The sequence below is a fragment of the Kosakonia sp. H7A genome (genome assembly GCF_003028445.1).
Lineage (GTDB): Bacteria > Pseudomonadota > Gammaproteobacteria > Enterobacterales > Enterobacteriaceae > Kosakonia > Kosakonia radicincitans.
In genome coordinates this window covers 66,535-92,810 of sequence record NZ_PYTZ01000013.1, presented here as the reverse complement: position 1 = coordinate 92,810, position 26,276 = coordinate 66,535, and the positions used below count along the sequence as shown (strand labels likewise).

Annotated in this window: 24 protein-coding genes, 2 tRNA genes, 1 rRNA gene and 1 pseudogene; 14 read left to right on the top strand and 14 right to left on the bottom strand. The window is 53.7% G+C overall.

Annotated elements, in window-relative coordinates; genetic code table 11:
• Window positions 1-5 precede the first annotated feature (5 nt).
• Together rrf and CWM66_RS26035 are read left to right on the top strand one after the other, a co-directional pair.
• Window positions 6-121, top strand: a 5S ribosomal RNA gene (rrf, locus tag CWM66_RS26040).
• A gap of 57 nt (window positions 122-178) precedes the next feature.
• Window positions 179-255: transfer RNA gene (locus CWM66_RS26035), tRNA-Asp, on the top strand.
• Window positions 256-337: 82 nt separating this feature from the next.
• On the opposite strand, the gene fabF is transcribed toward CWM66_RS26035, so the two are convergent.
• Genes fabF through CWM66_RS26015 form a run of 4 tightly spaced genes read right to left on the bottom strand, consistent with a single transcriptional unit; the run spans window position 338 to window position 4,775 of the window.
• Window positions 338-1,612 carry a beta-ketoacyl-ACP synthase II gene (gene fabF / locus CWM66_RS26030; protein ID WP_007373259.1) on the bottom strand — a complete coding sequence of 425 codons (1,275 nt, stop codon included), beginning with the start codon at window positions 1,610-1,612 and terminating at the stop codon, window positions 338-340.
• A 19-nt stretch (window positions 1,613-1,631) separates the two neighbouring features.
• Window positions 1,632-3,194 (bottom strand): DHA2 family efflux MFS transporter permease subunit, encoded by a 1,563-nt coding sequence (locus CWM66_RS26025; RefSeq protein ID WP_107147613.1) that lies wholly within the window; start codon window positions 3,192-3,194, stop codon window positions 1,632-1,634.
• Window positions 3,191-4,234, bottom strand: a complete 1,044-nt coding sequence (locus tag CWM66_RS26020; RefSeq protein WP_107147611.1) for an HlyD family secretion protein — start codon at window positions 4,232-4,234, stop codon at window positions 3,191-3,193. Before CWM66_RS26020 ends, CWM66_RS26025 begins: the two co-directional genes overlap by 4 nt.
• Window positions 4,221-4,775: a helix-turn-helix domain-containing protein gene (locus CWM66_RS26015; protein ID WP_035889502.1), complete on the bottom strand. Its 555-nt coding sequence runs from the start codon at window positions 4,773-4,775 to the stop codon at window positions 4,221-4,223. The genes CWM66_RS26020 and CWM66_RS26015 overlap by 14 nt, the downstream gene beginning before the upstream one ends.
• Window positions 4,776-4,975: 200 nt before the next feature.
• Here CWM66_RS26015 and dkgB point away from each other — a divergent pair, with 200 nt between their 5' ends.
• Window positions 4,976-5,779: a 2,5-didehydrogluconate reductase DkgB gene (gene dkgB / locus CWM66_RS26010; RefSeq protein ID WP_007373263.1), complete on the top strand. Its 804-nt coding sequence runs from the start codon at window positions 4,976-4,978 to the stop codon at window positions 5,777-5,779.
• Window positions 5,780-5,812: 33 nt separating this feature from the next.
• Here dkgB and yafC read toward each other — a convergent pair whose 3' ends face one another.
• Window positions 5,813-6,712 carry a DNA-binding transcriptional regulator YafC gene (yafC, locus tag CWM66_RS26005; RefSeq protein ID WP_071920239.1) on the bottom strand — a complete coding sequence of 300 codons (900 nt, stop codon included), beginning with the start codon at window positions 6,710-6,712 and terminating at the stop codon, window positions 5,813-5,815.
• 228 nt (window positions 6,713-6,940) lie between these two features.
• On the opposite strand from yafC, the gene CWM66_RS26000 reads away from it, so the two are divergent.
• Window positions 6,941-7,741 (top strand): endonuclease/exonuclease/phosphatase family protein, encoded by an 801-nt coding sequence (locus tag CWM66_RS26000; RefSeq protein WP_035889512.1) that lies wholly within the window; start codon window positions 6,941-6,943, stop codon window positions 7,739-7,741.
• A gap of 60 nt (window positions 7,742-7,801) precedes the next feature.
• Here the strand turns inward: CWM66_RS26000 and mltD are convergent, their stop codons facing one another.
• Both mltD and gloB read right to left on the bottom strand, forming a co-directional pair.
• Entirely contained in the window at window positions 7,802-9,172 is a 1,371-nt protein-coding gene (gene mltD / locus CWM66_RS25995) for a murein transglycosylase D (RefSeq protein ID WP_035889501.1), read from the bottom strand.
• 74 nt (window positions 9,173-9,246) lie between these two features.
• Window positions 9,247-10,002, bottom strand: a complete 756-nt coding sequence (gene gloB, locus CWM66_RS25990; protein WP_035889500.1) for a hydroxyacylglutathione hydrolase — start codon at window positions 10,000-10,002, stop codon at window positions 9,247-9,249.
• A 33-nt stretch (window positions 10,003-10,035) separates the two neighbouring features.
• On the opposite strand from gloB, the gene CWM66_RS25985 reads away from it, so the two are divergent.
• A complete protein-coding gene (locus CWM66_RS25985) occupies window positions 10,036-10,743 on the top strand; it encodes a class I SAM-dependent methyltransferase (RefSeq protein ID WP_007373268.1) in 708 nt (235 codons plus the stop codon).
• Here the strand turns inward: CWM66_RS25985 and rnhA are convergent.
• Window positions 10,740-11,207, bottom strand: a complete 468-nt coding sequence (gene rnhA / locus CWM66_RS25980) for a ribonuclease HI (protein WP_035889499.1) — start codon at window positions 11,205-11,207, stop codon at window positions 10,740-10,742. The two genes, CWM66_RS25985 and rnhA, sit on opposite strands and share 4 nt — an antisense overlap.
• Window positions 11,208-11,259: 52 nt before the next feature.
• Between rnhA and dnaQ the strand changes: the two genes are divergently transcribed.
• A complete protein-coding gene (gene dnaQ / locus CWM66_RS25975) occupies window positions 11,260-11,991 on the top strand; it encodes a DNA polymerase III subunit epsilon (RefSeq protein WP_090397556.1) in 732 nt (243 codons plus the stop codon).
• A 133-nt stretch (window positions 11,992-12,124) separates the two neighbouring features.
• Window positions 12,125-12,201, top strand: a tRNA-Asp gene (locus CWM66_RS25970).
• Between the two features lie 141 nt (window positions 12,202-12,342).
• Here the strand turns inward: CWM66_RS25970 and CWM66_RS25965 are convergent.
• The 6 genes and pseudogenes from CWM66_RS25965 to queF form a co-directional block, all read right to left on the bottom strand.
• Window positions 12,343-12,483, bottom strand: a pseudogene (locus CWM66_RS25965) (arginine/agmatine antiporter); the annotation flags it as partial.
• 187 nt (window positions 12,484-12,670) lie between these two features.
• On the bottom strand, window positions 12,671-13,444 hold the full coding sequence (gene xni / locus CWM66_RS25960; RefSeq protein WP_035889496.1) for a flap endonuclease Xni: 774 nt from the start codon (window positions 13,442-13,444) through the stop codon (window positions 12,671-12,673).
• A gap of 90 nt (window positions 13,445-13,534) precedes the next feature.
• Entirely contained in the window at window positions 13,535-14,902 is a 1,368-nt protein-coding gene (locus CWM66_RS25955; protein ID WP_007373272.1) for an L-serine ammonia-lyase, read from the bottom strand.
• Window positions 14,903-14,958: 56 nt separating this feature from the next.
• Window positions 14,959-16,248 (bottom strand): HAAAP family serine/threonine permease, encoded by a 1,290-nt coding sequence (locus CWM66_RS25950; RefSeq protein ID WP_007373273.1) that lies wholly within the window; start codon window positions 16,246-16,248, stop codon window positions 14,959-14,961.
• Window positions 16,249-16,692: 444 nt separating this feature from the next.
• Entirely contained in the window at window positions 16,693-18,057 is a 1,365-nt protein-coding gene (ppnN, locus tag CWM66_RS25945) for a nucleotide 5'-monophosphate nucleosidase PpnN (protein WP_007373275.1), read from the bottom strand.
• Between the two features lie 87 nt (window positions 18,058-18,144).
• A complete protein-coding gene (gene queF / locus CWM66_RS25940; protein ID WP_007373276.1) occupies window positions 18,145-18,990 on the bottom strand; it encodes an NADPH-dependent 7-cyano-7-deazaguanine reductase QueF in 846 nt (281 codons plus the stop codon).
• 69 nt (window positions 18,991-19,059) lie between these two features.
• On the opposite strand from queF, the gene syd reads away from it, so the two are divergent.
• The 7 genes from syd (at window position 19,060) to gudD (ending at window position 26,246) form a co-directional block, all read left to right on the top strand.
• Entirely contained in the window at window positions 19,060-19,605 is a 546-nt protein-coding gene (gene syd / locus CWM66_RS25935; RefSeq protein WP_007373277.1) for a SecY-interacting protein, read from the top strand.
• Window positions 19,606-20,237: 632 nt separating this feature from the next.
• The gene (locus CWM66_RS25930; protein WP_035889511.1) at window positions 20,238-20,567 is read left to right on the top strand and encodes a YqcC family protein; all 330 of its coding nucleotides are present in this window, start codon (window positions 20,238-20,240) and stop codon (window positions 20,565-20,567) included.
• The gene (truC, locus tag CWM66_RS25925; RefSeq protein WP_007373279.1) at window positions 20,567-21,361 is read left to right on the top strand and encodes a tRNA pseudouridine(65) synthase TruC; all 795 of its coding nucleotides are present in this window, start codon (window positions 20,567-20,569) and stop codon (window positions 21,359-21,361) included. Before CWM66_RS25930 ends, truC begins: the two co-directional genes overlap by 1 nt.
• Window positions 21,362-21,366: 5 nt before the next feature.
• On the top strand, window positions 21,367-21,816 hold the full coding sequence (locus tag CWM66_RS25920; RefSeq protein ID WP_007373280.1) for a flavodoxin: 450 nt from the start codon (window positions 21,367-21,369) through the stop codon (window positions 21,814-21,816).
• 378 nt (window positions 21,817-22,194) lie between these two features.
• Complete coding sequence (locus CWM66_RS25910) at window positions 22,195-23,547, top strand: MFS transporter (protein ID WP_007373281.1); 1,353 nt, start codon at window positions 22,195-22,197, stop codon at window positions 23,545-23,547.
• Window positions 23,547-24,887, top strand: a complete 1,341-nt coding sequence (locus tag CWM66_RS25905) for an enolase C-terminal domain-like protein (RefSeq protein WP_007373282.1) — start codon at window positions 23,547-23,549, stop codon at window positions 24,885-24,887. The genes CWM66_RS25910 and CWM66_RS25905 overlap by 1 nt, the downstream gene beginning before the upstream one ends.
• 18 nt (window positions 24,888-24,905) lie before the next feature.
• Window positions 24,906-26,246, top strand: coding sequence for a glucarate dehydratase (gudD, locus tag CWM66_RS25900; protein WP_107147609.1), 1,341 nt, complete (start codon window positions 24,906-24,908; stop codon window positions 26,244-26,246).
• The last annotated feature ends 30 nt before the right edge of the window (window positions 26,247-26,276 follow it).

Here is a 26,276-nt window from a genome sequence, read left to right as displayed (position 1 = left end):
ATTTGCCTGGCGGCACTAGCGCGGTGGTCCCACCTGACCCCATGCCGAACTCAGAAGTGAAACGCCGTAGCGCCGATGGTAGTGTGGGGTCTCCCCATGCGAGAGTAGGGAACTGCCAGGCATCAAATTAAGCAGGTCAGACCGGGGCAACAAACCGGTGGTTGTAAAGAAATTCGGTGGAGCGGTAGTTCAGTCGGTTAGAATACCTGCCTGTCACGCAGGGGGTCGCGGGTTCGAGTCCCGTCCGTTCCGCCACTTATTTAGAACCGTATCTCATAAGAGATACGGTTTTTTTTCGTCTGTTGATCGCGTAAAAAGGGCAATCACGCCCTTTATGTTATTCCCAGCGTTTCAGCAGTAAGCTGGCATTTACGCCACCAAAACCAAACCCATTCGATAACGCATAGTGCATGCGCTGAGGCTGCGTGGTAAGCGCAACCAGATGGAGCCCCTCGGCATCAGCATCCGGGTGATGCAGATTCAACGTTGGTGGAACAACCTGCTCACGCAATGCCTGAATGGTGAAGATGGCTTCAATTCCTCCCGCCGCTCCGAGCAAGTGGCCGGTCGCTGATTTCGTTGAAGTAACGGCTACCCGATGTGTTCCAAACACGCTCTTAATCGCGGCCAGTTCTCCTTTATCTCCAACCTGTGTTGATGTGGCATGAGCATTAATATGCTGAATATCTGCTGAGCTAATACCTGCCTGCTTAATCGCCGCCTCCATCGCCCGACGCGCGCCGTTACCATCTTCTGGCCCCGCAGTAAGATGATGCGCATCGGCACTGGTACCATATCCGACCAATTCCGCCAGCGGCGTAGCGCCCCGCGCCAGAGCGTGCTCCAGCGATTCAATAACGATGAGACCTGCACCTTCTCCCATCACAAAACCGTCACGATCGCGGTCAAAAGGCCGTGATGCCGCCTCGGGATGATCATTAAAATTGCTGGATAATGCTTTTGCTGCAGCAAAACCGCCAAGACTGACCCGATGGATCGCGGCCTCGCTTCCACCGCACAGTGCAATATCCGCTTCACCGGCGCGAATCATTCGTGCTGCATCGCCAATTGCCTGAGCTCCTGCTGCGCAGGCAGTAACAGGCGCGCCAATCGGACCTCGAAAACCGTGGGCAATAGAAACGTGACCAGCAGCCAGGTTGGCGAGAAAGGAAGGGATGGTAAAGGGGGAAAGACGGCGCGGCCCGCGAGTATCAGTAGTGCGTACGGCATTAGCTATCTCATTGAAACCGCCAATACCGGTAGCGATCACTGTTGCGGTGCGCTCTCTTTCAGCTGGATCTTCTGGAAACCAACCTGCCTGAGAGAGCGCTTCCTGCGCAGCCACCATCGCAAATTCGATAAAACGATCCATTTTTTTCCGTTCCTTCGATGGGATCGCTACTGAGGGATCGAATCCATGTAACGGATCGTCTTCAATGGAAGGAACCTGTCCCGCAACTTTACAGGCAATATCTTCAACGATCTCCTCATCAAGACGGGAGATCCCGGATTTTCCCTGCAATAATGCTTGCCAGACATGTGACACTCCGCAGCCGAGCGGGCTGACGATCCCCATTCCTGTCACGACGACGCGTTTTGTTGGAACGCTCATAACTCTTTCTCCTGAACTATCATGGTGTCTGCGGCTTTTTCATAAATGGAACAAGCAACGCAGCAATCAAAAAACCCAGCATAATTAACCAGAATGCATCCGAGAAAGCCTGTGTCCGCGCCTCCCTCATCGCTAATGCCGAAAGGTTTTTCAGGGCGGCACTGTTGGCTATTTCCGGCGAAACTCCCTGGCTCATCAACCGGTTGGTACTGTTTTGAATGAAATCCGTCACTGGAAGGCTGGCGTTATTGAGATGATCGGCAAGGCGGCTATAGTGAAAATTGGTTCGGTCATTGATCACTGTACCGCACAGGGCGATACCAATGGCGCCACCGAGGTTGCGCATCAAATTAAACAGCCCGGATGCCAGTTTCAGGCGTGTGGGCGGCAGACTACCCAACGTAAGTGTGACCGTTGGTGCGACGGCAAACTGCTGCGCCAGCCCGCGAAATGCCTGCGGCAAAAGCAGTTCCTGCGCTCCCCATTCATGGGTGAGAGGAATAAAGCTGTACATCGAAACCGCAAAACCCAGCAACCCCGCCATTAACAGCCAGCGTAAATCGACACGGTTGGCCAGCCAGGCATAAAACGGTATCGAGAGCACCTGGAACAGACCAGTAGAAAAAACCGCCAGACCGATTTCCAGCGCGCTGTAACCGCGAACCGTCCCAAGAAACAGCGGAGTCAGGTAGATCGTAGCAAAGATGCCGACTCCTGCCATAAACGAGAAATAGCAGCCCAGCGTAAAGGTTCTGTCCTGCAAAGCCCGAAGATCCATCACCGGTTGCGCATGACGGAGGGTACGCACAATAAAAGCAATACCGCACAGCAACGCTATCCAGCCGGTAGTCGCCAGCGTTGTATCATCAAACCAACCCCAGCGTGGCCCTTCCTCAAGTGTGTACTCCAGGCAACCCAGTGAAACGGCGAGTAGAATAATGCTCAGGTAATCAGCTCCGCGCAGAAGCGAAGGGTCAGGCGTATCGATTTTTACTAACAGCGGAACCGCAATGGTGATGTAAATTCCGGGCAGAATGTTGATAAAAAAAAGCCAGTGCCAGTTAAAATTTTCGGTTATCCACCCACCGACCGTTGGGCCAAGAGTCGGTGCAAGCGATGCCAGGCCGCCGATCGTTGCCGCTGCGATGACACGTTGTTTTCCCTGGAAAAAAGCAAACGCTGTCGTGAAAACCAGTGGGATCATTGAACCACCCGCCAGGCCTTGCAAGGCGCGGAAAGCGATCATGCTTTGAATATTCCATGCCCAGCCGCACAGCAGGCTCATCACGGTGAAACCGGCCGCAGAAGCGGCAAACAGCCAGCGTGTTGACATAACCCGCGCCAGCCAGCCGGAGAGAGGAATAATGATGATTTCTGCGATTAGGTAACTGGTCTGCACCCACACCGTTTCATCGTCACCAGCAGAAAGCCCGCCGCCAATGTCCCGCAATGAAGCTGAAACAATCTGAATATCAATAAGCGCAATGAACATGCCCACGCACATGGTGGCGAAGGCAAACACTTTCTGACTGACCGGCATTGAAACGCCTTGTGGCAGCGGTACTGCGCCAGTGCTGCTCATTGCGAGCTCTTTTCATCAACAGTGACGACGACAGAAAGCCCCGGACGCAATACATCAAGTTTTGCCGCATCACCTTCCAGCGCGATACGTACGGGGACGCGCTGAACGATTTTGGTGAAATTTCCGGTAGCATTTTCTGCCGGGAGAATGCTAAACCGCGAGCCGGTTGCCGGTGAAACGCTGGCAACATGGCCATGGAAAGTATGACCCGGCAAAACATCGGCTACGATCGTGGCGCTTTGCCCTGGGCGCATATGCGCTAACTGGCTCTCTTTAAAATTGGCATCAATCCATAAACCGTCAGCGGGAACCAGCGAAAGCAATTGCGTTCCGCTGTTGACGAAGGAGCCGGACCACGCACGACGGTTACCGATCACGCCATCAAACGGTGCCCGAATTTCGGTATAACTGAGATTTAATCGCGCCATTGCAAGGCTGGCCTGTGCCTGTACCAGCGCGGCTTGCGTCTGTTTTTCTTTGGCATTCAACACTAATAACTGGCGTTCGGCGACCGTCGTATCCGCCTGCGCTTTGCTCTCTTCCGCACGGGCGCGACGATAATCCGCAGAGGCATTTTCCCGCACCTGGGCGGAAACGGCACTGGACATCACCAGCGCGTTATAGCGGCGATTGTCGTTTGCGGACTTTTCCGTAACGGCTCTGGCTGCCGTCAGAGAAGCTGCCGAACCTTCAATGGTAGCCAGTTGCAATTGTCGAGTGGCGTCAATGTCGGCAAGAGCGGCCTGCTGGGCGGCAACTTCACCGATGGCTTGTTCAACGGCGGCCTGGTAGTCGCGATCATCAAGACGGATTAACAGATCGCCTCGCTTCACTGACATATTGTCCTGTACCGCGATCTGCTGGATATAGCCGGAAACTTTACTGGAAATGGCGCTGATATCGCCGCCGACATAAGCATCATCAGTCGACTGAATAAAACGCCCGCTTTGCCACCAGTAAACGCCGTAACTTGCACCCGCCAACAATCCAGCCATCAGCGCTATCAGCACCAGCGTTTTTTTCTTTTTATTCAGCGTCATGATCGCGGCTCGCATAGTGTTGCGGTACGAATTTCTGCGTGTTATCGCCTGCCCGTTTTCGTTGCAGATAGTCATGGCGGTAGTGGATCATCGGCGATGCCGCAGGGCCTGGAACCAGGGTGTATTTCTCCGGTGTGATTGGCTCACCGGTTTCTTTATCTACCAGGATTGCCTGGACCGCGCGCTGTGTTTCTCGTTCAACCAGCTGAATTTGTGCCCCTTCCGGGGAGAAGTGGCGATTTCCCCATTCAGCCAGCGCAAGGATCACCGGGCGGAAGTCGCGCCCGAGCTGCGTCAAATGGTATTCGTAACGAGGTGGCGTGCTGCTATAGCTCACCTTTTCCAGTAATCCGTCATCCACCAGTTCTTTCAGACGGCGAGAGAGAATATTCGGAGCAACGTTGGTGCTTTTCTGGAACTCATCAAAGCGCGTGAAACCGGCAAACGCGTCGCGCAGGATTATCATGCTCCAGCTATCACCAATACGTCCCAGGCTGCGGGCGATGGGGCAGGGAGCAGTGCAAAGCGGTTCATTTTTCATTATCTGGCCTGGAAATTTGCTGTGTCATTGTGCTCACGGTGACATAGTGACTATCAAAATGCAAGTCACTCGGTGCGCGTGTTCCCGCTGAACTATTGCTTCTCAGGCAAAAATCCTCTGCTTTTTATGCTCTTTTTCCTTATCCGGCACCTGGTAATAATCTGCGCACTGACTTAGTAAGCGACGAAAGAGGAATTTTTATGTCTATCCCTGCATTTGGTCTGGGTACCTTCCGTTTAACGGATGAAGCGGTGATCGCTTCGGTAAAAAATGCCCTTGAACTGGGTTATCGCGTGATTGATACCGCACAGATTTACGGTAATGAAGAAGCCATTGGTAAAGCGCTTGCTGAAAGCGGTGTGGCGCGTGAAGAGCTGTTTATCACCACCAAGATCTGGACGGAAAATCTGGGTGAGGCAAAGCTGATCCCAAGCCTGAAAGAGAGCCTGAAGAAACTGGGCACCGATTATGTTGATCTGACGCTGATCCACTGGCCGTCTCCTGGGGCAGAAGTACCGGTTGCAGTCTCTATGCAGGAGTTGATGAAGGCAAAAGCGCAGGGCCTGACTCGTCAGATTGGCGTATCTAACTTCACCATCCCATTGATGGAAGAAGCGATTGCGGCGGTGGGCGCAGAGAATATCGCGACCAACCAGATTGAACTCTCGCCGTATCTGCAAAACCGCAAAGTGGTCGACTGGGCGAAACAGCACGGTATTCACATCACCTCTTACATGACACTGGCTTATGGTAAGGCGCTGAAAGATGAAGTGATTGGCCGCATCGCGCAGAAACATAACGCTACGCCGGCACAGGTTATCCTGGCCTGGGCGATGGGTGAAGGTTATGCGGTGATCCCGTCTTCCACTAAGCGTGAAAACCTTGCCAGCAACCTACAGTCGCAGACACTTAAACTGGATGCAGCAGATAAAGCGGCAATTGCCGGGTTGGATTGCAATGACCGCCTGGTCAGCCCGGAAGGGCTTGCGCCAAACTGGGATTAAGCGATGGAACAACGGGAGCCTGCGCTCCCGTTGTTATTTCTCTACCGTCTGCGGTAAATGCTCGCTGACAAAATCGATAAAAGCGCGGATGCGGGTACTCACTGCCCGGTCGCTGTAGTAGACAGCGCTGAAAGGCATTTCCACCGGCAGACGCTTATCCGCCAGCAAATCAACCAGTTCCCCACTCGCCAGTTCTTTGTCGATCATATAGTCCGACAGGCTGGCAATGCCATTTCCGCTCAGGCACAAATGTTTCAGCGTTTCACCGCTGTTCGACGCAATATCTGGTGTCACTTCATACAGTTGTCCATCGGCAGCAGCAATGGGCCAGACGTTAAGCGAAACCGGTTCGGTAAAACCAAGGCAGACGTGGTTGCTTAACTCTTCCACCGTTTCCGGTTTTCCGTAGCGAGCAATATATTCCGGCGAAGCGATAATTTTGCGATAGCTTTTAAACAGCGGACGGGCGCGCAGGCTGGAATCGGTCAGTTTACCTACGCGGATCGCAACATCCACTTTACGTTCGATCAGGTTGATAAAGGTTTCACTGGAGACCAGTGACAGTTTAATTTCCGGATAGCGTTCGCGAAACGGTTTTATCAACGGCATCAAAAAATGCAGCACCACAGGGGTTGCGGCGTCGATGCGTAACGTACCGCTGGGCGTGGAGTTGGTCTCCATGATCTCGGTTTCTGCTGCTGCCATCTCCTGCAAGACGCTTTGTACGCGCCGAAAGTAGCGCTCGCCTTCTTCGGTCAGGCTGAGCTGGCGCGTGGTGCGATTAAGCAAATTAACCCCAAGCTTATTTTCCAGCTTCTTCACAGCGCGGCTGATGGCCGAATTGGCTTGTCCCAGGCGTTCCGCTGCCCGGCTGAAGCTGCCGCTTTCAACAACGGCAACAAAAATCGCGAGTTCTTCTGAAGTGGTTTTCATTATTGCCTCTGTAGCAACATTTCAACGATATTTTTCATCCATAAGTTATTTAACCATGTTGTCAGAGAGGGTGCCACGACGGCTATTCATTAGTGACGTCACTAAGTACTTACTCACCAGCACAGGGTGTTTTTCTGGTGATTGAACGTTGAAACTCGGTGTTAAAATCCCTATAACTGAATGACCACCCGATGTTGGGGCGGACATCAAAGAGGTTTGAAGCCGAAAGTGCCAAAAAATACCTATGCCATGCGATATGTTGCCGGACAACCCGCGGAGCGAATCTTACCGCCGGGGTCTTTCGCGAGTATTGGCAAGGCGCTGCCCGCAGGCGTTCCGCTAAGCAGCGACGAAAAAATTCGCGTTCTGGTGTGGAATATTTTCAAGCAGCAACGCGCGGAGTGGCTGTCGGTACTGCAAAATTTTGGTAAAGATGCGCATCTGGTTTTACTGCAGGAAGCGCAAACCACGCCGGAACTGGTCCGGTTTGCGACCACTAACTATCTTGCTGCTGACCAGGTGCCCGCCTTTGTTTTACCGCAGCACCCCTCGGGAGTAATGACACTTTCCTCGGCGCATCCGGTTTATTGCTGTCCGTTACGTGAACGTGAGCCGATCTTGCGGCTGGCAAAATCGGCATTAGTAACGGTTTATCCGTTGCCTGATTTACGCAATCTGATGGTCGTGAATGTGCATGCAGTGAATTTCAGTCTTGGCGTGGACGTTTACAGCAAGCAATTACTGCCGATTGGCGATCAGATATTGCGCCATAACGGGCCGGTGATCATGGCTGGCGATTTTAATGCCTGGAGCCGTCCACGCATGAATGCTCTGTACCGCTTCACCCGGGATATGTCTCTGCGGCAGGTGCGCTTTACCGACGACAATCGCCGGCGTGCCTTTGGTCGACCGCTCGATTTTATCTTTTATCGCGGGTTAAACGTGGAGGAAGCTTCAGTCCTGGTGACCCGCGCGTCGGATCATAACCCACTGCTGGTGGAGTTTAGTCCTGGCAAAGCCGGGAAGTGACACCGCGAAAAAGGCAAAAAAAAGCACCGCGGGGAACGGTGCTTTTTTAATGGGCTTAAATCAGGAATCCGGCGTGGCGCTGTTTTTCACAAAGAGCGTCAGTTGATCGCCAGGCTGCAAATTATCCGTATCGTTGTTCCAGCGCATCACATCCTGGATGTTAACGCCGTGACGTTTTGCGATACTCGATAGCGAATCACCTTTGCGCACGCGATACGTAATGCTGTCGCTATTGCGGGCAAGACGCTGCGCACTGCTGCCTGCGCCAACCGTCAGGTTCTGACCGATTTTCAGGTTTGCGCCGCGAAGATTATTCCACTGCTGGAGATCCTTCGTGGTCACGCCGAGGCGTGAGGCAATCGCTGAAAGCGTGTCGCCTGAACGAACTTTGTAGCTACGACTGGTCAGCGGGGTGTTATCCGCCACCAGGGTTGGCTGTACAGCGGCGATTTCGCCGGAGGCCAGAGATTCACGCAGTTGATCGGCGTGTTTCTTCGGTACCATCACGTACTGCGGCCCAACGGAACCGAGCGTGGAACCTTTAACGCCTGCGTTAAACGTTTTCAGCTTGTTTACCGAGATGCCAGCCATTTCCGCCAGCTGAGCAACTTCAACCGGGCTGCTCAATCTGACTCGCGCCAGGGCGCGACTTTCGTCCGGCGTTGGCAAATTAACGCCATAACGCTTGCTGTTCTTGAGAATATCGCTCAATGCCAGCATTTTCGGCACGTAAATTTTGGTTTCCTGCGGCAGTGAGAGCGACCAAAAATCAGTGGATTTACCACGCGCTTTGTTCGCTTTTATCGCCTTCAGTACACGCCCTTCACCGCTGTTGTAGGCGGCTACGGTCAGTAACCAGTCGCCGTCGAACATACGATTCAGACGCTGCATCATGTCGAGTGCGGCTGTTGTAGACGCCACAATGTCACGACGCGCATCGTAATTGCGTGTCTGTTTTAAACCATAATTTCGCCCAGTGCTCGGAATGATCTGCCAAATGCCTGCGGCATTGGCGCCAGACGTCGCGTGTGGGTTAAAAGCGCTCTCCACTATGGGTAGTAGTACCAGTTCCATGGGCATGTTACGTTTTTTAACTTGCCCTGCTATCCAGTACATATACGGCTCTGCCCGTAAAGTTACATCGTGGAGATAGCTCTTATTGCTTAAATACTTCAGTTTCTGTTCGCGAATCCGGGCATTTTCCGGAATTCCCATCTTTAGCTCGTCGCTAATGGAGGTCCACAAGTCACTGTTATCCTGGGCGGCGAATGTTCCATCGTCCATCCACCGCGCCTGACTAGTAAACTTCCCTGCTTCCCCTTGACCAGCTGCAGAAAGGCTCTGTGCGTGCTGTTGGACCGTGCCGTCGTGCTTAGACGCCTGGCACCCCACGAGCAGGACAGAGGCGAATAATATCGCTTTTGCCTTCATGTGTGTGTCAATAGTAGTTGCTTAAAAGACGAGCGATAATAACGGCGCAGCTCAGAAAAGGCAACCAGGAAATATCAGAAGTTATCTTTCTTTGCCCGTAACCATGCGAAACGCTCTTCAGGGTGTTGCAAATTTGTTTCTTTGCTGATTACATCAATTAAATCAATATCTTTGGTTCGTAAAAATAAATTAATTCGACGCTCGTTTTTCAGAATTACGGGTAGTGTTTTTTGATTTTTTGCACGTAACTCCTTCACTTCTCGATAGTATTCGTTAAGTGCAGGATCCTCTGGCAGGATACTGATTGCAAACTTCATATTCCCTAAAGTGTATTCGTGTGCGCAACAAATGACCGTCTCATCAGGAAGGTCGTTTATCTTACAAAACGATTGATACATCTGGGTTGCCGTACCTTCAAAAAGTCTGCCGCATCCACCGGAAAAGAGCGTGTCACCGCAAAATAGATAAGGAAAGCTGAAGAAACAGATATGTCCTAAAGTGTGACCGGGCGTGGCGAATACAGAAAATTCATGCCCCAAAACAGAGATGACCTGGCCATCAGCGACGATGTGCGTAGCACCTTTATCTTGCGTCTCTGCGGGCCCATACACCACGACGTCGGGATACCGCTGGCGCAGTTCTTTCACGCCGCCAACGTGGTCATTATGATGATGTGTTAAGAAGATGGCTTCCGGCTGCCATTGTTTCTCTTCAAGAGTTTGCAGCACAGGCGCGGCTTCGCCTGGATCGACAATCAGGCAGCGGCCGTTATCATTGCTCAGTACCCAGATGTAGTTATCCTGGAAGGCGGGAATACTGTTAAGATTCATAAAATACCTCTTAAAGCGTAGCGGAAGGTGGTGATGAAACCGGCAAGGACTCCTCAGACATTCGTAGCACCAGTAAGCTGGAATGATTTACCCAAAGGCGCATATTACCGTGAGGCGCTGGAAGGAGAACTCAAGCCGTGGTTTGCAAAAATGTATGGTTTTCATTTGCTTAAAATCGGCAATCTCAGCGCAGAAATCAATGCCGAAAGTTGCGCTGTTTCCCATCAGGTGAATGTTTCCCTGGCTGGCGAGCCCATGCAGGTTCGTGCCGATCCGCTGCATCTGCCCTTTGCGGATAAATCCGTTGATGCCTGCCTGCTGGCGCACACGCTTTCCTGGTGTACCGATCCGCATCGTTTATTGCAGGAAGTTGATCGTGTACTGATTGACGACGGCTGGCTGGTGATGAGCGGTTTTAATCCGATTAGCCTGCTCGGGCTGGCGAAGGCCGTACCGTTTGTCCGCCGCTCGCCAGCCGTCAAAAGCCGCATGTTTACGCTGATGCGCCAGTTCGACTGGTTATCACTGCTCAATTTCGAAGTGTTACATTATAGCCGTTTTCGCGTGCTGCCATGGACGAAGCAGGGCGGTAAACTGCTTAGTTCGCATTTACCTGCGCTGGGGTGCATGCAGTTGATCGTCGCCCGCAAACGCACCATTCCATTGACGCTCAATCCGATGAAGCAGAGCCGTAACAAAACCCCAGTGCGTCAGGCCGTTGGCGCAACGCGCCAGTCTTAAGCTTCTGGCTGATAACCAACATCTTCCTGTGTCGGGTTCATCGCTGCCGCTCGCGCCAGCTCATCGCAGCGTTCGTTTTCCGGGTGCCCGGCATGGCCCTTGACCCATTCCCATTTGATTTGATGCTGGCTGAGCGCTGCATCCAGCCGCTGCCAGAGATCAACATTCTTCACCGGTTTTTTCTCTGCGGTTTTCCAGCCGCGCTTTTTCCAGTTATGGATCCACTGGGTGATCCCCTGGCGGACATACTGGCTGTCAGTGCTGAGCACAATTTCGCAATGCTCTTTTAATGCTTCCAGCGCCACTATAGCGGCCATCAATTCCATGCGGTTGTTAGTCGTCAGACGGTAACCTGCGCTAAAGGTTCTTTCATGCTGGCGATAGCGTAAGATGGCGCCGTAACCGCCAGGACCTGGGTTACCGAGACAAGATCCGTCGGTGAAAATTTCTACCTGTTTAAGCATCTCTGGTAGACTTCCTGAGTTGAAAACGACAAGTCTGACATAAATGGCCGCTATGAGCACTGCAATTACACGACAGATCGTCCTCGATACCGAAACCACCGGTATGAACCAGATCGGCGCCCACTATGAAGGGCACAAAATTATTGAAATCGGCGCGGTAGAAGTCGTCAACCGGCGACTCACCGGCAATAACTATCATATCTACCTGAAGCCCGATCGGCTGGTCGATCCCGAAGCGTTTGGCGTTCACGGTATTGCCGATGAATTCCTGCTGGATAAACCCACGTTCGCCGATATCGCCGATGAGTTTATCGATTATATTCGCGGCGCAGAGTTGGTGATCCATAACGCATCGTTTGATATCGGCTTTATGGACTATGAGTTCGGCAAGCTGAATCGCGGGATCCCAAAGACCGATACGTTCTGTAAGGTCACCGATAGCCTGGCGCTGGCGCGTAAAATGTTTCCGGGCAAGCGCAACAGCCTCGATGCGCTCTGTTCCCGTTACGAAATCGACAACAGCAAACGTACGCTGCACGGGGCGTTACTCGATGCCCAGATCCTCGCTGATGTGTATCTGATGATGACCGGCGGCCAGACATCGATGAAATTTTCGATGGAAGGCGAAGGGCAGTCTCAGACGGGAGAAGTGGGGATCCAACGCGTTGTCCGCGCTGCCAGTAAGCTGCGCGTTGTTTTAGCCAGTGATGATGAGCTGGCAGCCCATGAATCGCGCCTGGATTTGGTGCAGAAAAAGGGCGGAAGCTGCCTGTGGCGCGGCTAAATCAGGCACTTATGCGTGAATATTTGCTGCATGGGTGATTTTTGCAGCAAATGATTAGAAACAGAAGAAAAAGCGTTGACGGCACCAGGCGCAATACGTAATATGCGCCTCGTTCCCCTGACGGGAACACTGTGGAGCGGTAGTTCAGTCGGTTAGAATACCTGCCTGTCACGCAGGGGGTCGCGGGTTCGAGTCCCGTCCGTTCCGCCACTATTCAGAAGGCCTGAATCAGCAATGATTCAGGCCTTTGTCGTTTCTGCATTTCTCACTATCACTCTTAATCTCTGGCTGGTGGTCCCGTTCTTATACAACCGTTAACGTTGATAGTTTTGATGGAATAACTCTCTGAACTCATGCCTTATCCAGTGGATAAGGATTCTTATGAATGTGGTTGTAGTTCAGGACATAGAAAGCGGTGCTGATCATCAGCGTGCCGAACGACCACATCACCTCTTTCGCGCTGGAGCCGATAACGGCCCGGATGCAGTAGACAGGTGGGATGCGATATTAAATACGCGGTACGTGAAGGAGAGTAAATGGCCACCGCGGGGTAATCGCCAGGGGGATTATTTTATGGCTGATTCTGATATTTGGCGTTCAAAAGGCCTGAGCATCATGGTTCAGAAGATTGTTGTTTCTGCCAGCACTTCACCGGCTAAGCGACCAATACCGCTGGCGTTCAGCGCGTCAGGCGAAGCTGTTGTAAATTGCCATCAAGTTGCAAATCGGTTTGCAGCCGCGCCACATCCCGGCAGGTAAATGCCATCGCCCGGTGTGTTTCCAGTTTCTGCCGCCACTTCTCCGGTACCGCTTCGAGGTTTTCGTATAGTGCTTCCAGCGTTGGAAACTCGCTCAGCAACTGCGTTGCGCTTTTCGGACCAATACCTGCCACACCCGGCACTTTCGAACTGCTGATCCCCGCCAGCCCCCAGTAATCCGGTAATTGCTCTGGCGTAACCCCATACTCCTGAGCAATAAAGGGCGCATCCAGCCAGCGTTTCTGAAAGTAGTCGCGAATGCGGATCGTCGGAGAGAGTAACTGACAGTAGCCTTTGTCGGTTGAGACAATCGTCGCCTGTTGTCCGGCCTGCGCCATTTTCACTGCCAGCGTCGCAGCAAGATCGTCGGCTTCGTTGCCAGGCGTTGCCCAACAGCGGATCCCGCGTTGTTCGAAAGCCGCGCGCAGTAATGGCATTTCCGTCTGTAGGGTATCCGGCATGGGAGGGCGGCCCGCTTTGTAATCCGGCAGCAACCGATGGCGCCAGCCCTGGTTACGGGCCTCATCATCAAAAACCGCGACGGCATGGGTTGGCTGACTATGGATAATCAACTGCTCCAGCGCATGCAGGCAGGTATCCACGCAGGGTGAACCTTGCACCGCATGGATACGGCGAATCAGATTGAGTGCGTCAACAATGAGCAGATGAGCCACAGATACCCTCCTTGAAATCATCCGCTAAGGGTATCATCGCAGGCCTGGCGAGGCTATAAAGCAGGGAATAATCAGGAAGATGCCTCGCAAAATGAGGCATCTGATGCGGGATTAGTCGCAGGAAACGATCTTCATCGCCAGCCCGCCGCGAGAGGTTTCACGGTATTTGGCGTTCATATCTTTCCCGGTTTCATACATTGTCTCGATAACTTTATCGAGGCAGACGCGCGGTTCACTGGTGCGACGCAGCGCCATTCGCGCCGCATTGACTGCTTTCACCGAAGCGATTGCGTTACGCTCGATACAGGGCACCTGTACCTGTCCGGCCACCGGGTCGCAGGTCAGACCGAGGTTGTGCTCCATACCGATTTCCGCCGCGATACAGACTTGCGCCGGGCTGCCGCCCAACAATTCTGCCAGCCCGGCCGCCGCCATGGAGCAGGCGACGCCGACTTCCCCCTGGCAGCCCACTTCCGCGCCGGAAATGGAGGCATTCATCTTATACAGCGAGCCGATGGCGCTGGCGACCAACAGATAACGCGCCAGTGAATTGGCGTTAACCTGGCGGATAAAGCGATCGTAATACGCCAGTACCGCCGGCACGATCCCGCACGCGCCGTTTGTCGGTGCCGTCACTACGCGCCCACCGGCGGCGTTCTCTTCATTCACCGCCAGTGCGAACATATTGATCCAGTCAACCACGGCCATCGGGTCGGTGCTGGTTTTATCGCTGCTGACCAGCATACGGCGCAGCGCAGCGGCACGGCGGGGAACGCGTAGTTTGCCAGGTAATACCCCTTCCGTTGCGATGCCGCGCTCTATGCCGCTCTGCATTACTTCCCACACGCGCGCGAGATGCTGCTCCAGTTCGGTTTTGCTGTGCAGCGCCAGCTCGTTTTTCATCATCAATCCGGAGAGCGATAAACCGGTCTCCTGGCAATGACGCTGCAAATCGGCGGCGGTTTGGTAAGGGTAGGGCACTTCTACCGGCGCGCTGGTGGGCTGGCCAAAGTGTTCTTCATCGACGATAAACCCGCCGCCGATGGAGTAATAGGTCTGGCTGTAGAGCACCTGTTCGCCTGCCAGCGCGGTAATACGCATGCCGTTTTCATGTAGCGAGAGGTTATCCGCATGGAAATTCATGCATTGATCGACCGGAAACTCCACTTCATGCGCTTCGTTGGCCAGTTGCAGGCGGCCATGAGTATTAACATCCTGAATAAAGCCCGGAATGGCATCAATATCGACGCTATCCGGCAGATTCCCCGCCAGGCCCATAATAATCGCGATGTCAGTATGGTGCCCTTTACCGGTCAGGGAGAGAGAGCCGTAAACATCCACCACAACGCGGGTTACGTCGCGCAAAATGCCACGAGCAATCAGATCGTCTGTGAACTGTTTACCGGCTTTCATTGGACCCACGGTGTGCGAGCTGGACGGCCCGATACCGATTTTAAAAATATCGAATACGCTGATCATGACGCATTATCCATTGCTATAGGGGATGCGCCGCCCGGCAGGACGGCGCGAAAAGATTAACTGAACAGGGAGAAGAAGATCGCGGAGATGGCGATGAGACCCATAATCACGACGAAGATGTTGCTGATAGCGCCGCTGTATTTGCGCATTGCCGGTACTTTCGCGATGGCGTACATCGGCATCAGGAACAGAATCATCGCAATGATTGGCCCGCCCAGGGTTTCGATCATCCCCAGAATGCTTGGGTTCCAGGTGGCAACGGCCCAGGTGGTCAACAGCATAAACAGCGCGGTAATTTTATTCAGTTTGTTGATTTCGATGGATTTGCCTTTGCTGCGCAGAGACTTAATCACCATACCGTTAAAGCCTTCACGCGCGCCCAGGTAGTGGCCGAGGAACGATTTGGTGATGGCGATCATCGCAATGATCGGTGCCATCCAGGCGATAACCGGCGCATTAAAGTGGTTCGCCAGATAAGAGAGAATGGAGATGTTCTGCTGTTTTGCCGAAGCCAGATCGGCGGGTGCCAGGCTCAGCACACAGCTAAACACAAAGAACATAACGGTCATCACCATCATGATATGCGCGAAGGCGAGGATGCGGGAGCATTTACGCTCGGCTTCTGCGCCGTACTCTTCACGCTTGGCAACGGCAAAAGAGGAGATGATCGGCGAGTGGTTAAACGAGAACACCATCACCGGGATGGCCAGCCACAGCGTCATCCACAGACCATTGCCGGTGGCGGAAGCACTGCTCAGCGACAGGGTTTCCAGAACGGCGCCGTTCCACTGCGGAATCAGGTACACCGCCAGCACCATCAGAGCGATAACGAACGGAAATACCAGGATGCTCATCGCTTTCACAATCATCTGCTCGCCGAAGCGCACGATGGTCATCATACCTACGATAAGGATCAGCGACAGGATCGCGCGCGGCGGCGGGGTCATGCCCAACTGGTGGGTCATAAAGCTGTCCACGGTGTTGGTGATCGCCACGCTATAAACAAGCAGGATCGGATAAATCGCGAAGAAATAAAGCAGGGTAATCAACTTACCCGCGCCGATACCGAAGTGCTCTTCGACCACTTCAGTAATGTCTTCTCCCGGGTTTTTACCGGACAACACAAAGCGGGTCAGGCCACGGTGGGCGAAGTAGGTCATCGGGAAAGCAAGAATTGCCATGATGATGAGCGGGATCAGGCCGCCGACACCGGCGTTAATCGGCAGAAACAGAACGCCTGCGCCGATGGCTGTGCCGTAAAGGCCCAACATCCACATGGTGTCGGTTTTGCGCCATGAACTGCGTGTTTCTACGGAGGTTCCTACGCCAGTCTGAATGGTTTCCATTTATACATCTCCTGGGGAAGCAAAATACTGCCGTTGCAGACAAATCAAATGTCGGAAACGTCAGCGTCAATATTTAAGTCGGCCAATTACAGTTTTTTTATAATTTCTCCCTGTAACTATTTGCGGCGGAAAGATACAGATAAGTTATGACAACATCAGTGATGCGGATCTCAAATGCAATAATCTACTTTTTATGTGTGTATATTTAGACCATTTATCTGGCTAATTATTAACATATGAAATTTATGGGCGAAAAGGCTAACACCCGCAAGATATGCGATCAAATCCAGGGTGATGGAAGATGATAAAAGCACTGCAAAACAACGTTTTTGCAGTTATTTATCGATATTAAAAGCGGTTGTAATGTATGAATTGCTGATCAGCAAATGGTTGGTTAAATGCAATGTATAAGGGCGGATTATGACTCCGCCCTGGAAAGGTTAATCAGGCACAAATTTCGTAGCACGGAATGTAAGCGGAACCGGGGAGTTTCATACGGTGCTGGGCAACAAAACCCTGCAACAGATCGTCCATCCGGCGCATCATGTCGCTATCGCCGTGAATTTTATAGGGACCAAACGCTTCAATCGCGCGGATACCTGGCTCTTTCACGTTACCTGCCACAATACCCGAGAAGGCCCGGCGCAGATCCGCCGCCAGCACTTCTACCGGTTGGTCTGGGTAGAGTTTCAGGTTTGCCATATTTTCATGGGTCGGCTCGAACGGCACTTGCAGATCCGGCGCAATGCGAATTGACCAGTTGAAACTGTAGGCATCCCCGGTATCGCGACGGTTCTCTTTCACCAGCGGCATGGCTTTTTTCATCTGACGCGCCACTTCAGCCGCATCATTAATGATGATGGTGTAGTGGCGACGCGCGGCTTCGCCCAGCGTATTGACAATAAATTCGTCCAGCACGCGGAAGTAGTCCGCACTCTCTTTCGGCCCGGTCAGGATCAGCGGCAGAACCTGATTTTTGTTCGCCGGATTCATCAGGATCCCCAGCAGATAGAGCAGCTCTTCCGCCGTGCCCACGCCGCCAGGAAAGATAATGATCCCGTGCGCGATGCGGACAAAAGCTTCCAGCCGTTTTTCAATATCCGGCATGATGATCAACTCATTGACCAGCGGATTCGGCGGCTCAGCGGCGATAATGGATGGCTCGGTCATACCGATAAAACGGCCATCCTTATAGCGTTGCTGCGCATGACCAACAGCGGCGCCTTTCATCGGCGCTTCCATTGCGCCCGGCCCGCAGCCGGTGCAGATATTCAGCTCGCGCAGGCCTAACTGCGTACCCACACGTCGGGCGTAAAGGTATTCGGTTTCGTTGATCGAGTGGCCGCCCCAGCAAACCACCATATTTGGCGCTTCGCCGACGTGCAGGGCGCGCGCGTTACGCAAAATGGAGAAGACCAGGTTAGTAATATGGATAGAGCTTTCCAGATTTAAATGCTGGAAACGCCCGGCATTATGAATTTGCCCACTGACGAAGAGGATATCGCGCAGGACCGCGAATAAGTTGGCCTGCAACGAGCGGATGATCCGCCCGTCGACAAAGGCCTCTTCCGGCGGGTTGATCAGTTCCAGCTTTACGCCGCGTTCACGGCGCAACACATTGATATCAAAACCGACATTGCGGGAAAGCAGCTCTTTGCTGCTGTCCGTCTGGCTCCCTGAGTTCAGTACAGCGAGCGAGCAGTTGCGAAACAGTTGATAAAGGTCGCTGCTGGCCGTGCGTTTAAGCATATCGACTTCCAGCTGCGACAGCATATCCATTGAGCCAAGCGGGCTAATATGTGTAATCAAGTGAACTCCTTAACGGGACGGAATTTATCTTCCCACTGATTACAATAGCCCTGGCTTATGACGTTTAACAACCCGGCTGGAAATGTTTTACTGACGTACCAGACGCCCGGTGGCGGGGATGAAATCGGTATTGGTACGCCACGGATTGATATCCAGCCCGCCACGGCGCGTATAGCGTGCGTAAACGCTCAGTTTTTCCGGCTGGCAGAAGCGCTGAATGTCGGTAAAAATGCGCTCAACGCACTGTTCGTGAAACTCGTTGTGATGGCGGAAAGAGACCAGATAACGCAGCAGTTTCTCGCGATCGATCTTTGGTCCCCGGTACTGGATCTGCACTGAGCCCCAGTCCGGCTGGTGGGTAATCAGACAGTTTGATTTCAGCAGATGGCTGACCAACGTCTCGTCAACCACTTTGCCGCTGGCGGCATCCGTCAGCCACGCAGCGTCAAAAGCGTAGCTCTCGATTTCAATATCCTGTTCGTCAATGCAAGTGCCATGGAAATGGGCGATCGGCTGACCTTCCAGTTCATCAATGCGGTACAGCGCCACGCTGACGCTGCCTTGCGCGCAGGCGCTCAAATCGCGTTGCAGGGTATCGCGTACCTCATCCCAACTGGCGAAGCGCGTCTGGTTAAAACTGTTGAGATAGAGTTTAAAGCTTTTCGATTCCACCAGATTCACGCTGGCGTAGTCCAGTTCGACATGGCCTACCGCAACCTGCGGCAAACCTTTGGCATTCAGCCAGGAGAGTTCATAAAGCGTCCAGATATCCGTCCCGTGAAAAGGAAGATTCCCGGCCGTCAGACCCAGCGGATCGCGATTTAATGAACGGGGAACGCCCTGCAACAGGCTGGCGTCATAGGTATCGCGGTAATCAGTGGTTTTGCCAAGCGTCAGGCCAGCCAGAGCCTGGTGGTTATCGTAAGAAGACATGTTTCATCGCCATTTTGCAGGTAAACTAATACGCAGAGTTTATCCTGGCTTATGTGAAGAGAGAAATCGGTGGAAAACGAGACGGCCATTGCGCTGAAAGCTTTTACTGAACGTTATTGCGACGCGTGGCACGCAGCGCGCGGCACCTGGCCACAAAGCGAGGAGCTGCACGGCATTCCATCGCCCTGCATTATCTCTTCAACCGCTGAGTATGTGATCTGGCAACCTCAGCCATTTTCTGCGCAGCCGAACGTAAACCCGATTGAGCAGGCAATGGAGATTGTGGTACAAACGCCAGTTCATACGTTTTATACCACGCAATTCGCCGGCGATATGCACGCGCGCCTTGGCGCACTGCCGCTGACGCTGCTGCAAACCTGGAGCGAAGAAGATTTTCTGCGCGTACAGGAAAACCTGATTGGTCACCTTGTCACGCAGAAACGGTTAAAGCTTTCGCCGACGTTGTTTATCGCCACGCTTGATAGTGAGCTGGATGTCATTTCGCTGTGTAATCTGAGCGGTGAAGTGGTGCAAGAGACGCTGGGTACCCGTCAGCGTACCGTTCTGGCCCCCAGCCTTGCGGATTTTCTCAACCGCCTCGAACCTGTCGTGTAGTCCTCAATGCTACTCTGCGTGTGCGAGATCTCTCACACGACCTGTGAGAGATCGCCAGGACATTTGCCCTACCGTTATTGTGCTATTCCCCCTATAACTATTTAATTTCATAACGTTACGCTTTAACCCTTATACCTAAAGGGTTTCATTCAAAAGAAAATTTGCGTTAGGCGTTCTTGTAAGGGGCCGCGGAATGGGTAATTCTGTTTCTGTCGACAGGGAGTCTGACAACGAAGCGTACATCAGGATGATGTTGCTTCAGGGACACACCGGGAAGGTGCTACAGGGAAAGGCTTCAGGATGAAGCAGCAGGACAACGCAGGATTGCGCTAAGGGACACCTCCAGGAAGGAGAATGAGAGTCGGTCAGGATGCCCGACAGATCAGGATGATCAGGGACACGCATTAAGGATGAGGCTAAGTCACATCGGGGTGGTGTGAGCATGATGCACAGTTCACGGATGAACCGGTCAGGAGACCACAGGAAAAGTTTTCAAGGATGAGCAGGGAGCACAACGAGTAGCCGGATTGCTACGAAACGAACCGGGAGCACTGTTTTTACAGTGCTCCCTTTTTTTATTTGCTCTGGTCTTTGCTATGCTGCGCGCCAGTCTGTTTTCTACTGGGGGTTTTATGACTCTGCATCAACAAGTGCGCGAGCAACTTCATCAACTCGAAGCGCAACTGCGCGAGCAAAATCTGTGGCAAAGCGCGGCGCCAGCGTCGGATGCCTTTGAAAGCACGCAACCCTTCTGTATGGATACCCTTGAGCCGTTCGAGTGGCTGCAATGGGTATTAATTCCGCGTATGCACGCGCTGCTGGACAGCCAGCAGCCGCTGCCGCAGGCGTTTGCCATCGCGCCCTATTATGAAATCGCTGTTGACGCCACGCACCCCTCCCGTGAGGTGATGCTGGTTCATCTTCAGCAGCTTGACGCGCTGTTCGCCAGCGAAGCTGACTAATGCTGGAGATTATTTACCAGGACGAATGGCTGGTGGCGGTGAACAAACCCTCCGGCTGGCTGGTACACCGTAGCTGGCTGGATCGCGATGAAAAAGTGGTAGTAATGCAAACCGTGCGCGACCAAATCGGCCAGCACGTTTTTACCGCGCATCGTCTCGACAGGCCAACGTCCGGCGTTTTATTGATGGGGCTTTCCAGCGAAGCGGGCCGCCGCCTGGCGCAGCAGTTTGAGCAGCATCAAATCCAGAAACGCTATCACGCGATTGTGCGCGGTTGGTTGATGGAAGAGGCGCTGCTTGATTACCCGCTGGTGGAGGAACTGGACAAAGTCGCCGACAAATTCGCCCGCGCGAATAAAGAGCCGCAGCCAGCGGTAACCCATTATCGAGGGCTGGCGACCACCGAAATGCCCGTAGCGACCAGTAAATTCCCGACCACCCGTTATGGGCTGGTTGAACTGGAACCGAAAACCGGCCGCAAACATCAGTTACGTCGCCATCTGGCGCACTTACGTCATCCGATCATTGGCGACAGCAAGCATGGCGATTTGCGGCAAAACCGCAGCGCCGCAGAGCATTTTGGTTGTCAGCGGTTGATGCTGCATGCCAGCCAGTTAACGCTCACGCACCCGTTTACCGGCGAAGCTTTAACGCTGCGCGCCGGGCTGGATGAAGTGTGGATGCAGGCGCTGTCGCGCTTCGGCTGGCGCGGGCTTCTCCCTGAGAATGAAAGGGTTGAGTTTGCGCCGCTGAACGGTCAGGATGAGGGCCATCTCGAATCACACAAGGAGTGATGAGCATGGCGAAGGTCGGAATTTTTGTTGGCACCATCTACGGTAATTCGCTGCTGGTGGCGGAAGAAGCGCAGGAAATTTTAAACGCACACGGCCATAGCGCAGTGGTGTTTGAAGATCCTACAGCGGCGGACTGGGATAACAACAAAGGCCATTACGCGCTGGTGGTAACGTCTACGACCGGGCAGGGCGATTTGCCGGACAGCATTGCGCCGTTGTTCCATTACCTGCGCGATACTGTGGGTTACCAGCCGGATTTACATTATGGTGTGATTGCCCTGGGCGATAGCACATACGACAATTTCTGCGGCGGCGGCAAACAATTTGATGCGTTGTTGCAGGAGCAGGGCGCACAGCGCATCGGTGATATGCTGCTGATTGACGCGAATGAAGACCCGGAGCCGGAAAGTGTGTCAAATCCGTGGGTTGAACGCTGGGCAACGCTGCTGAAATAATGTTTTCCCTCCTCGTCCGGGGAGGGAAAATTCCCTCTTTTTACGGCGTCAAGCGACGCATTTCACATTCTTCGATCCTTTCCCTCGTCAGGCCCTCTTTGCCGATCCCCGGTTTCTATTTCCGTGAAGTACTCCCCATCACCCTGGGCTAATGCAATAAAGCAACTTGCCGGGTCTGATGAATGTTGTGTTGTTGCACGGTGAGACTTGAAAGGCCGCTTCTTATACTTTTCCTGCCAGTAAAAAAATGCGCTCCGCTAAGGGGAAAACCCCGGCAGGAACAGCAAAAAACACAACTACATCATCCTGTCTTCCCCTACCGGTTGTGCCGTACAGGATGAATGTACAAAAGAACATTGATGCTTCGGGAGTACAACCATGAGTACATTCAGCCAGGCGGCGAGCGGCGCTGAAAAGCGCACTAACGCCCGCTACTGGATAGTGGTGATGCTGTTTATCGTCACATCCTTCAACTACGGCGATCGCGCAACTTTGTCGATTGCCGGTTCGGAGATGTCCAAAGCCATCGGCCTTGATTCGGTCGCCATGGGCTATGTTTTTTCTGCATTTTCCTGGGCCTATGTGATTGGCCAGATACCGGGCGGCTGGTTGCTTGACCGCTTTGGCTCCAAACGGGTCTATTTCTGGTCCATCTTTACCTGGTCACTGTTTACCTTATTGCAGGGCTTTGTCGATATCTTCAGTGGCTTCGGCATCATCGTGGCTCTCTTTACTCTGCGTTTTATGGTCGGTCTGGCCGAATCACCCTCCTTCCCCGGTAACAGTCGTATCGTTGCGGCCTGGTTCCCGGCGCAAGAGAGGGGCACGGCGGTGGCGATTTTTAACTCCGCACAATATTTCGCGACCGTTATCTTTGCGCCGATCATGGGCTGGCTGACGCACGAAGTGGGCTGGTCGCACGTCTTCTTCTTCATGGGCGGTTTAGGGATCTTCATCAGTCTGCTGTGGCAGAAAATGATCCACGAGCCGAATCAGCACCCTGGCGTCAACAAGAAGGAGCTGGAGTACATTGCCGAAGGCGGCGCGCTGATCAACATGGATCAGAAGAACAATACTCACAGTGTCCCGTTCTCGGAAAAATGGGGGCAGATTAAGCAACTGCTGGGTTCGCGCATGATGATCGGTGTTTACCTGGGGCAGTACTGCATTAACGCCCTGACTTACTTCTTCATCACCTGGTTCCCGGTGTATCTGGTACAGGCGCGCGGCATGTCGATTCTGAAGGCCGGTTTTATGGCGTCGATTCCGGCTATTTGCGGGTTTGTCGGCGGCGTACTTGGCGGCATCATTTCAGACTGGTTAATGCGTCGCTACGGCTCACTGAATATGGCCCGCAAAACACCGATCGTACTGGGTATGCTGCTGTCGATGAGCATGGTTTTTTGTAACTACACCAACTCGGAAATGATGATCATCGGCTTTATGTCGCTGGCCTTCTTCGGTAAAGGGATTGGCGCGCTGGGCTGGGCGGTGATGGCAGATACCGCGCCGAAAGAGATCAGCGGTCTGAGCGGCGGCCTGTTCAATATGTTCGGTAACATCTCCGGTATCGTGACGCCCATTGCTATCGGCTACATCGTTGGCTCTACCGGTTCGTTTAATGGCGCGCTGATTTATGTCGGTATCCATGCGCTGGTGGCGGTACTGAGCTATCTGGTACTGGTCGGCGATATCAAACGTATCGTACTGAAACCTACAGGACGCGAGTAATGAATACACAAGCCAGCCCGATTATCACCGGGATGAAAGTCATTCCCGTAGCCGGGCATGACAGTATGCTGATGAACATTGGCGGCGCGCATAACGCCTACTTCACGCGCAACATTGTCGTGCTGACGGATAACGCCGGGAATACTGGCGTCGGTGAAGCGCCCGGCGGCGAAGTGATCTACAAAACGCTGGTCGATGCCACTCCGATGGTGGTCGGGCAGGAAGTTGCCCGGCTGAATAAAGTGGTGCAGCGCGTGCATAAAGGCAACCAGGCGGCGGATTTCGACACCTTCGGCAAAGGCGCATGGACCTTTGAACTGCGCGTCAATGCGGTTGCAGCACTGGAAGCCGCGCTGCTCGATCTGCTCGGTAAAGCTTTGAACGTACCGGTGTGCGAACTGCTTGGCCCCGGCAAACAGCGCGATGCCGTAACGGTACTGGGTTATCTGTTCTATGTCGGCGATCGCACGAAAACCGATCTTCCCTATCTGGATGCCACGCCCGGCAGCCACGAATGGTATCGCCTGCGTCATCAGGAAGCGATGACCAGCGATGCGGTGGTACGTCTGGCGGAGGCCTCGCAGGATCGCTACGGCTTCAAAGATTTCAAACTGAAAGGCGGTGTCCTGCCCGGCGAGCAAGAGATTGAAACCGTGAAGGCGCTGAAAAAACGCTTCCCGGATGCGCGTATTACGGTGGACCCGAACGGCGCCTGGCTGCTGGACGAAGCCATTAGCCTGTGTAAGGGGCTGAATGATGTGCTGACCTACGCCGAAGATCCGTGCGGTGCCGAGCAGGGCTTCTCCGGCCGCGAAGTGATGGCGGAGTTCCGCCGCGCCACCGGCCTGCCGGTCGCCACTAATATGATCGCCACCAACTGGCGAGAAATGGGCCATGCGGTGATGCTGAATGCCGTCGATATTCCGCTGGCGGATCCGCACTTCTGGACGCTCTCAGGCGCCGTGCGGGTTGCGCAGTTGTGTGACGACTGGGGGCTGACCTGGGGCTGTCACTCCAACAATCATTTCGATATTTCACTGGCGATGTTTACCCATGTCGGCGCCGCTGCGCCGGGAACGCCAACCGCTATCGACACCCACTGGATCTGGCAGGAGGGCGATGCCCGCCTGACCCAACAGCCGCTGGAAATCAGGCAGGGCAAAATTGCCGTGCCGGATGCACCTGGCCTCGGCGTGGAGATCGACTGGCATCAAATCGAGAAAGCGCATGCCGCCTATAAAAAACTGCCTGGCGGCGCGCGCAATGACGCAGGCCCGATGCAGTACCTCATCCCGGGCTGGACGTTTGACAAAAAACGCCCGGTCTTTGGACGTCATTGAGAGAGAAAAGGATAAAAAATGAGCACATATACGTCTACCCCCGTTGTCGCATCCATGCAGGTGATCCCGGTTGCCGGGCACGACAGCATGCTGATGAATCTGAGCGGCGCGCATGCCCCTTTCTTCACCCGTAATATCGTGGTGATCAAAGACAACGCCGGGCACACCGGCGTAGGGGAAATTCCGGGCGGTGAGAAAATCCGTAAAACGCTGGAAGATGCGATTCCGCTGGTGGTTGGTAAAACGCTGGGTGAATACAAAAACGTGCTGAACAGCGTGCGCCAGACTTTCGCCGATCGCGATGCAGGCGGCCGCGGCCTGCAAACCTTCGATCTGCGTACCACGATCCATGTGGTGACGGGCATCGAAGCGGCGATGCTGGATCTGTTAGGCCAGCACCTTGGCGTCAACGTCGCCTCCCTGCTGGGCGAAGGCCAGCAGCGTAATGAAGTGGAGATGCTGGGCTACCTGTTCTTCGTCGGCGACAGCAAAAAAACGCCGCTGCCGTACCAGAGTCAGCCGGATGACAAATGCGACTGGTATCGCGTGCGCCATGAAGAGGCAATGACGCCGGATCGCGTAGTGCGTCTGGCGGAAGCCGCTTATGAAAAATATGGCTTTAACGATTTCAAACTGAAAGGCGGCGTTCTGGCGGGCATGGAAGAGGCGGAAGCCATTTCCGCGCTGGCAAAACGCTTCCCGCAGGCGCGTGTCACGCTGGATCCCAATGGCGCATGGTCGCTGGATGAAGCCATCAAAATCGGTAAGCATCTGCAAGGTGTGCTGGCTTACGCGGAAGATCCCTGCGGTGCTGAACAGGGTTTCTCCGGTCGTGAAGTGATGGCGGAATTCCGCCGGGCGACCGGTCTGCCGACGGCGACCAACATGATCGCCACCGACTGGCGTCAGATGGGGCATACGCTGTCACTGCAATCGGTGGATATTCCGCTGGCGGATCCGCATTTCTGGACGATGCAGGGCTCGGTACGTGTGGCGCAAATGTGCCACGAATTTGGCCTGACCTGGGGTTCGCACTCCAACAACCACTTTGATATTTCGCTGGCGATGTTCACTCACGTCGCTGCCGCTGCGCCTGGCAACATTACCGCTATCGACACACACTGGATCTGGCAGGAGGGCAATCAGCGCCTGACCAAACAGCCGTTCGAAATCAAAGGCGGGATGGTACAGGTTCCGACCACGCCGGGTCTGGGCGTTGAACTGGATATGGATCAGGTGATGAAAGCCAACGAGCTATATCAGAAACATGGCCTTGGCGCGCGTGATGATGCTATGGGGATGCAGTATCTGATCCCTGACTGGAAGTTTGATAACAAACGGCCCTGCATGGTGCGTTAATGAAATTGCCAGTCCTTGCGGGGGCTGGCA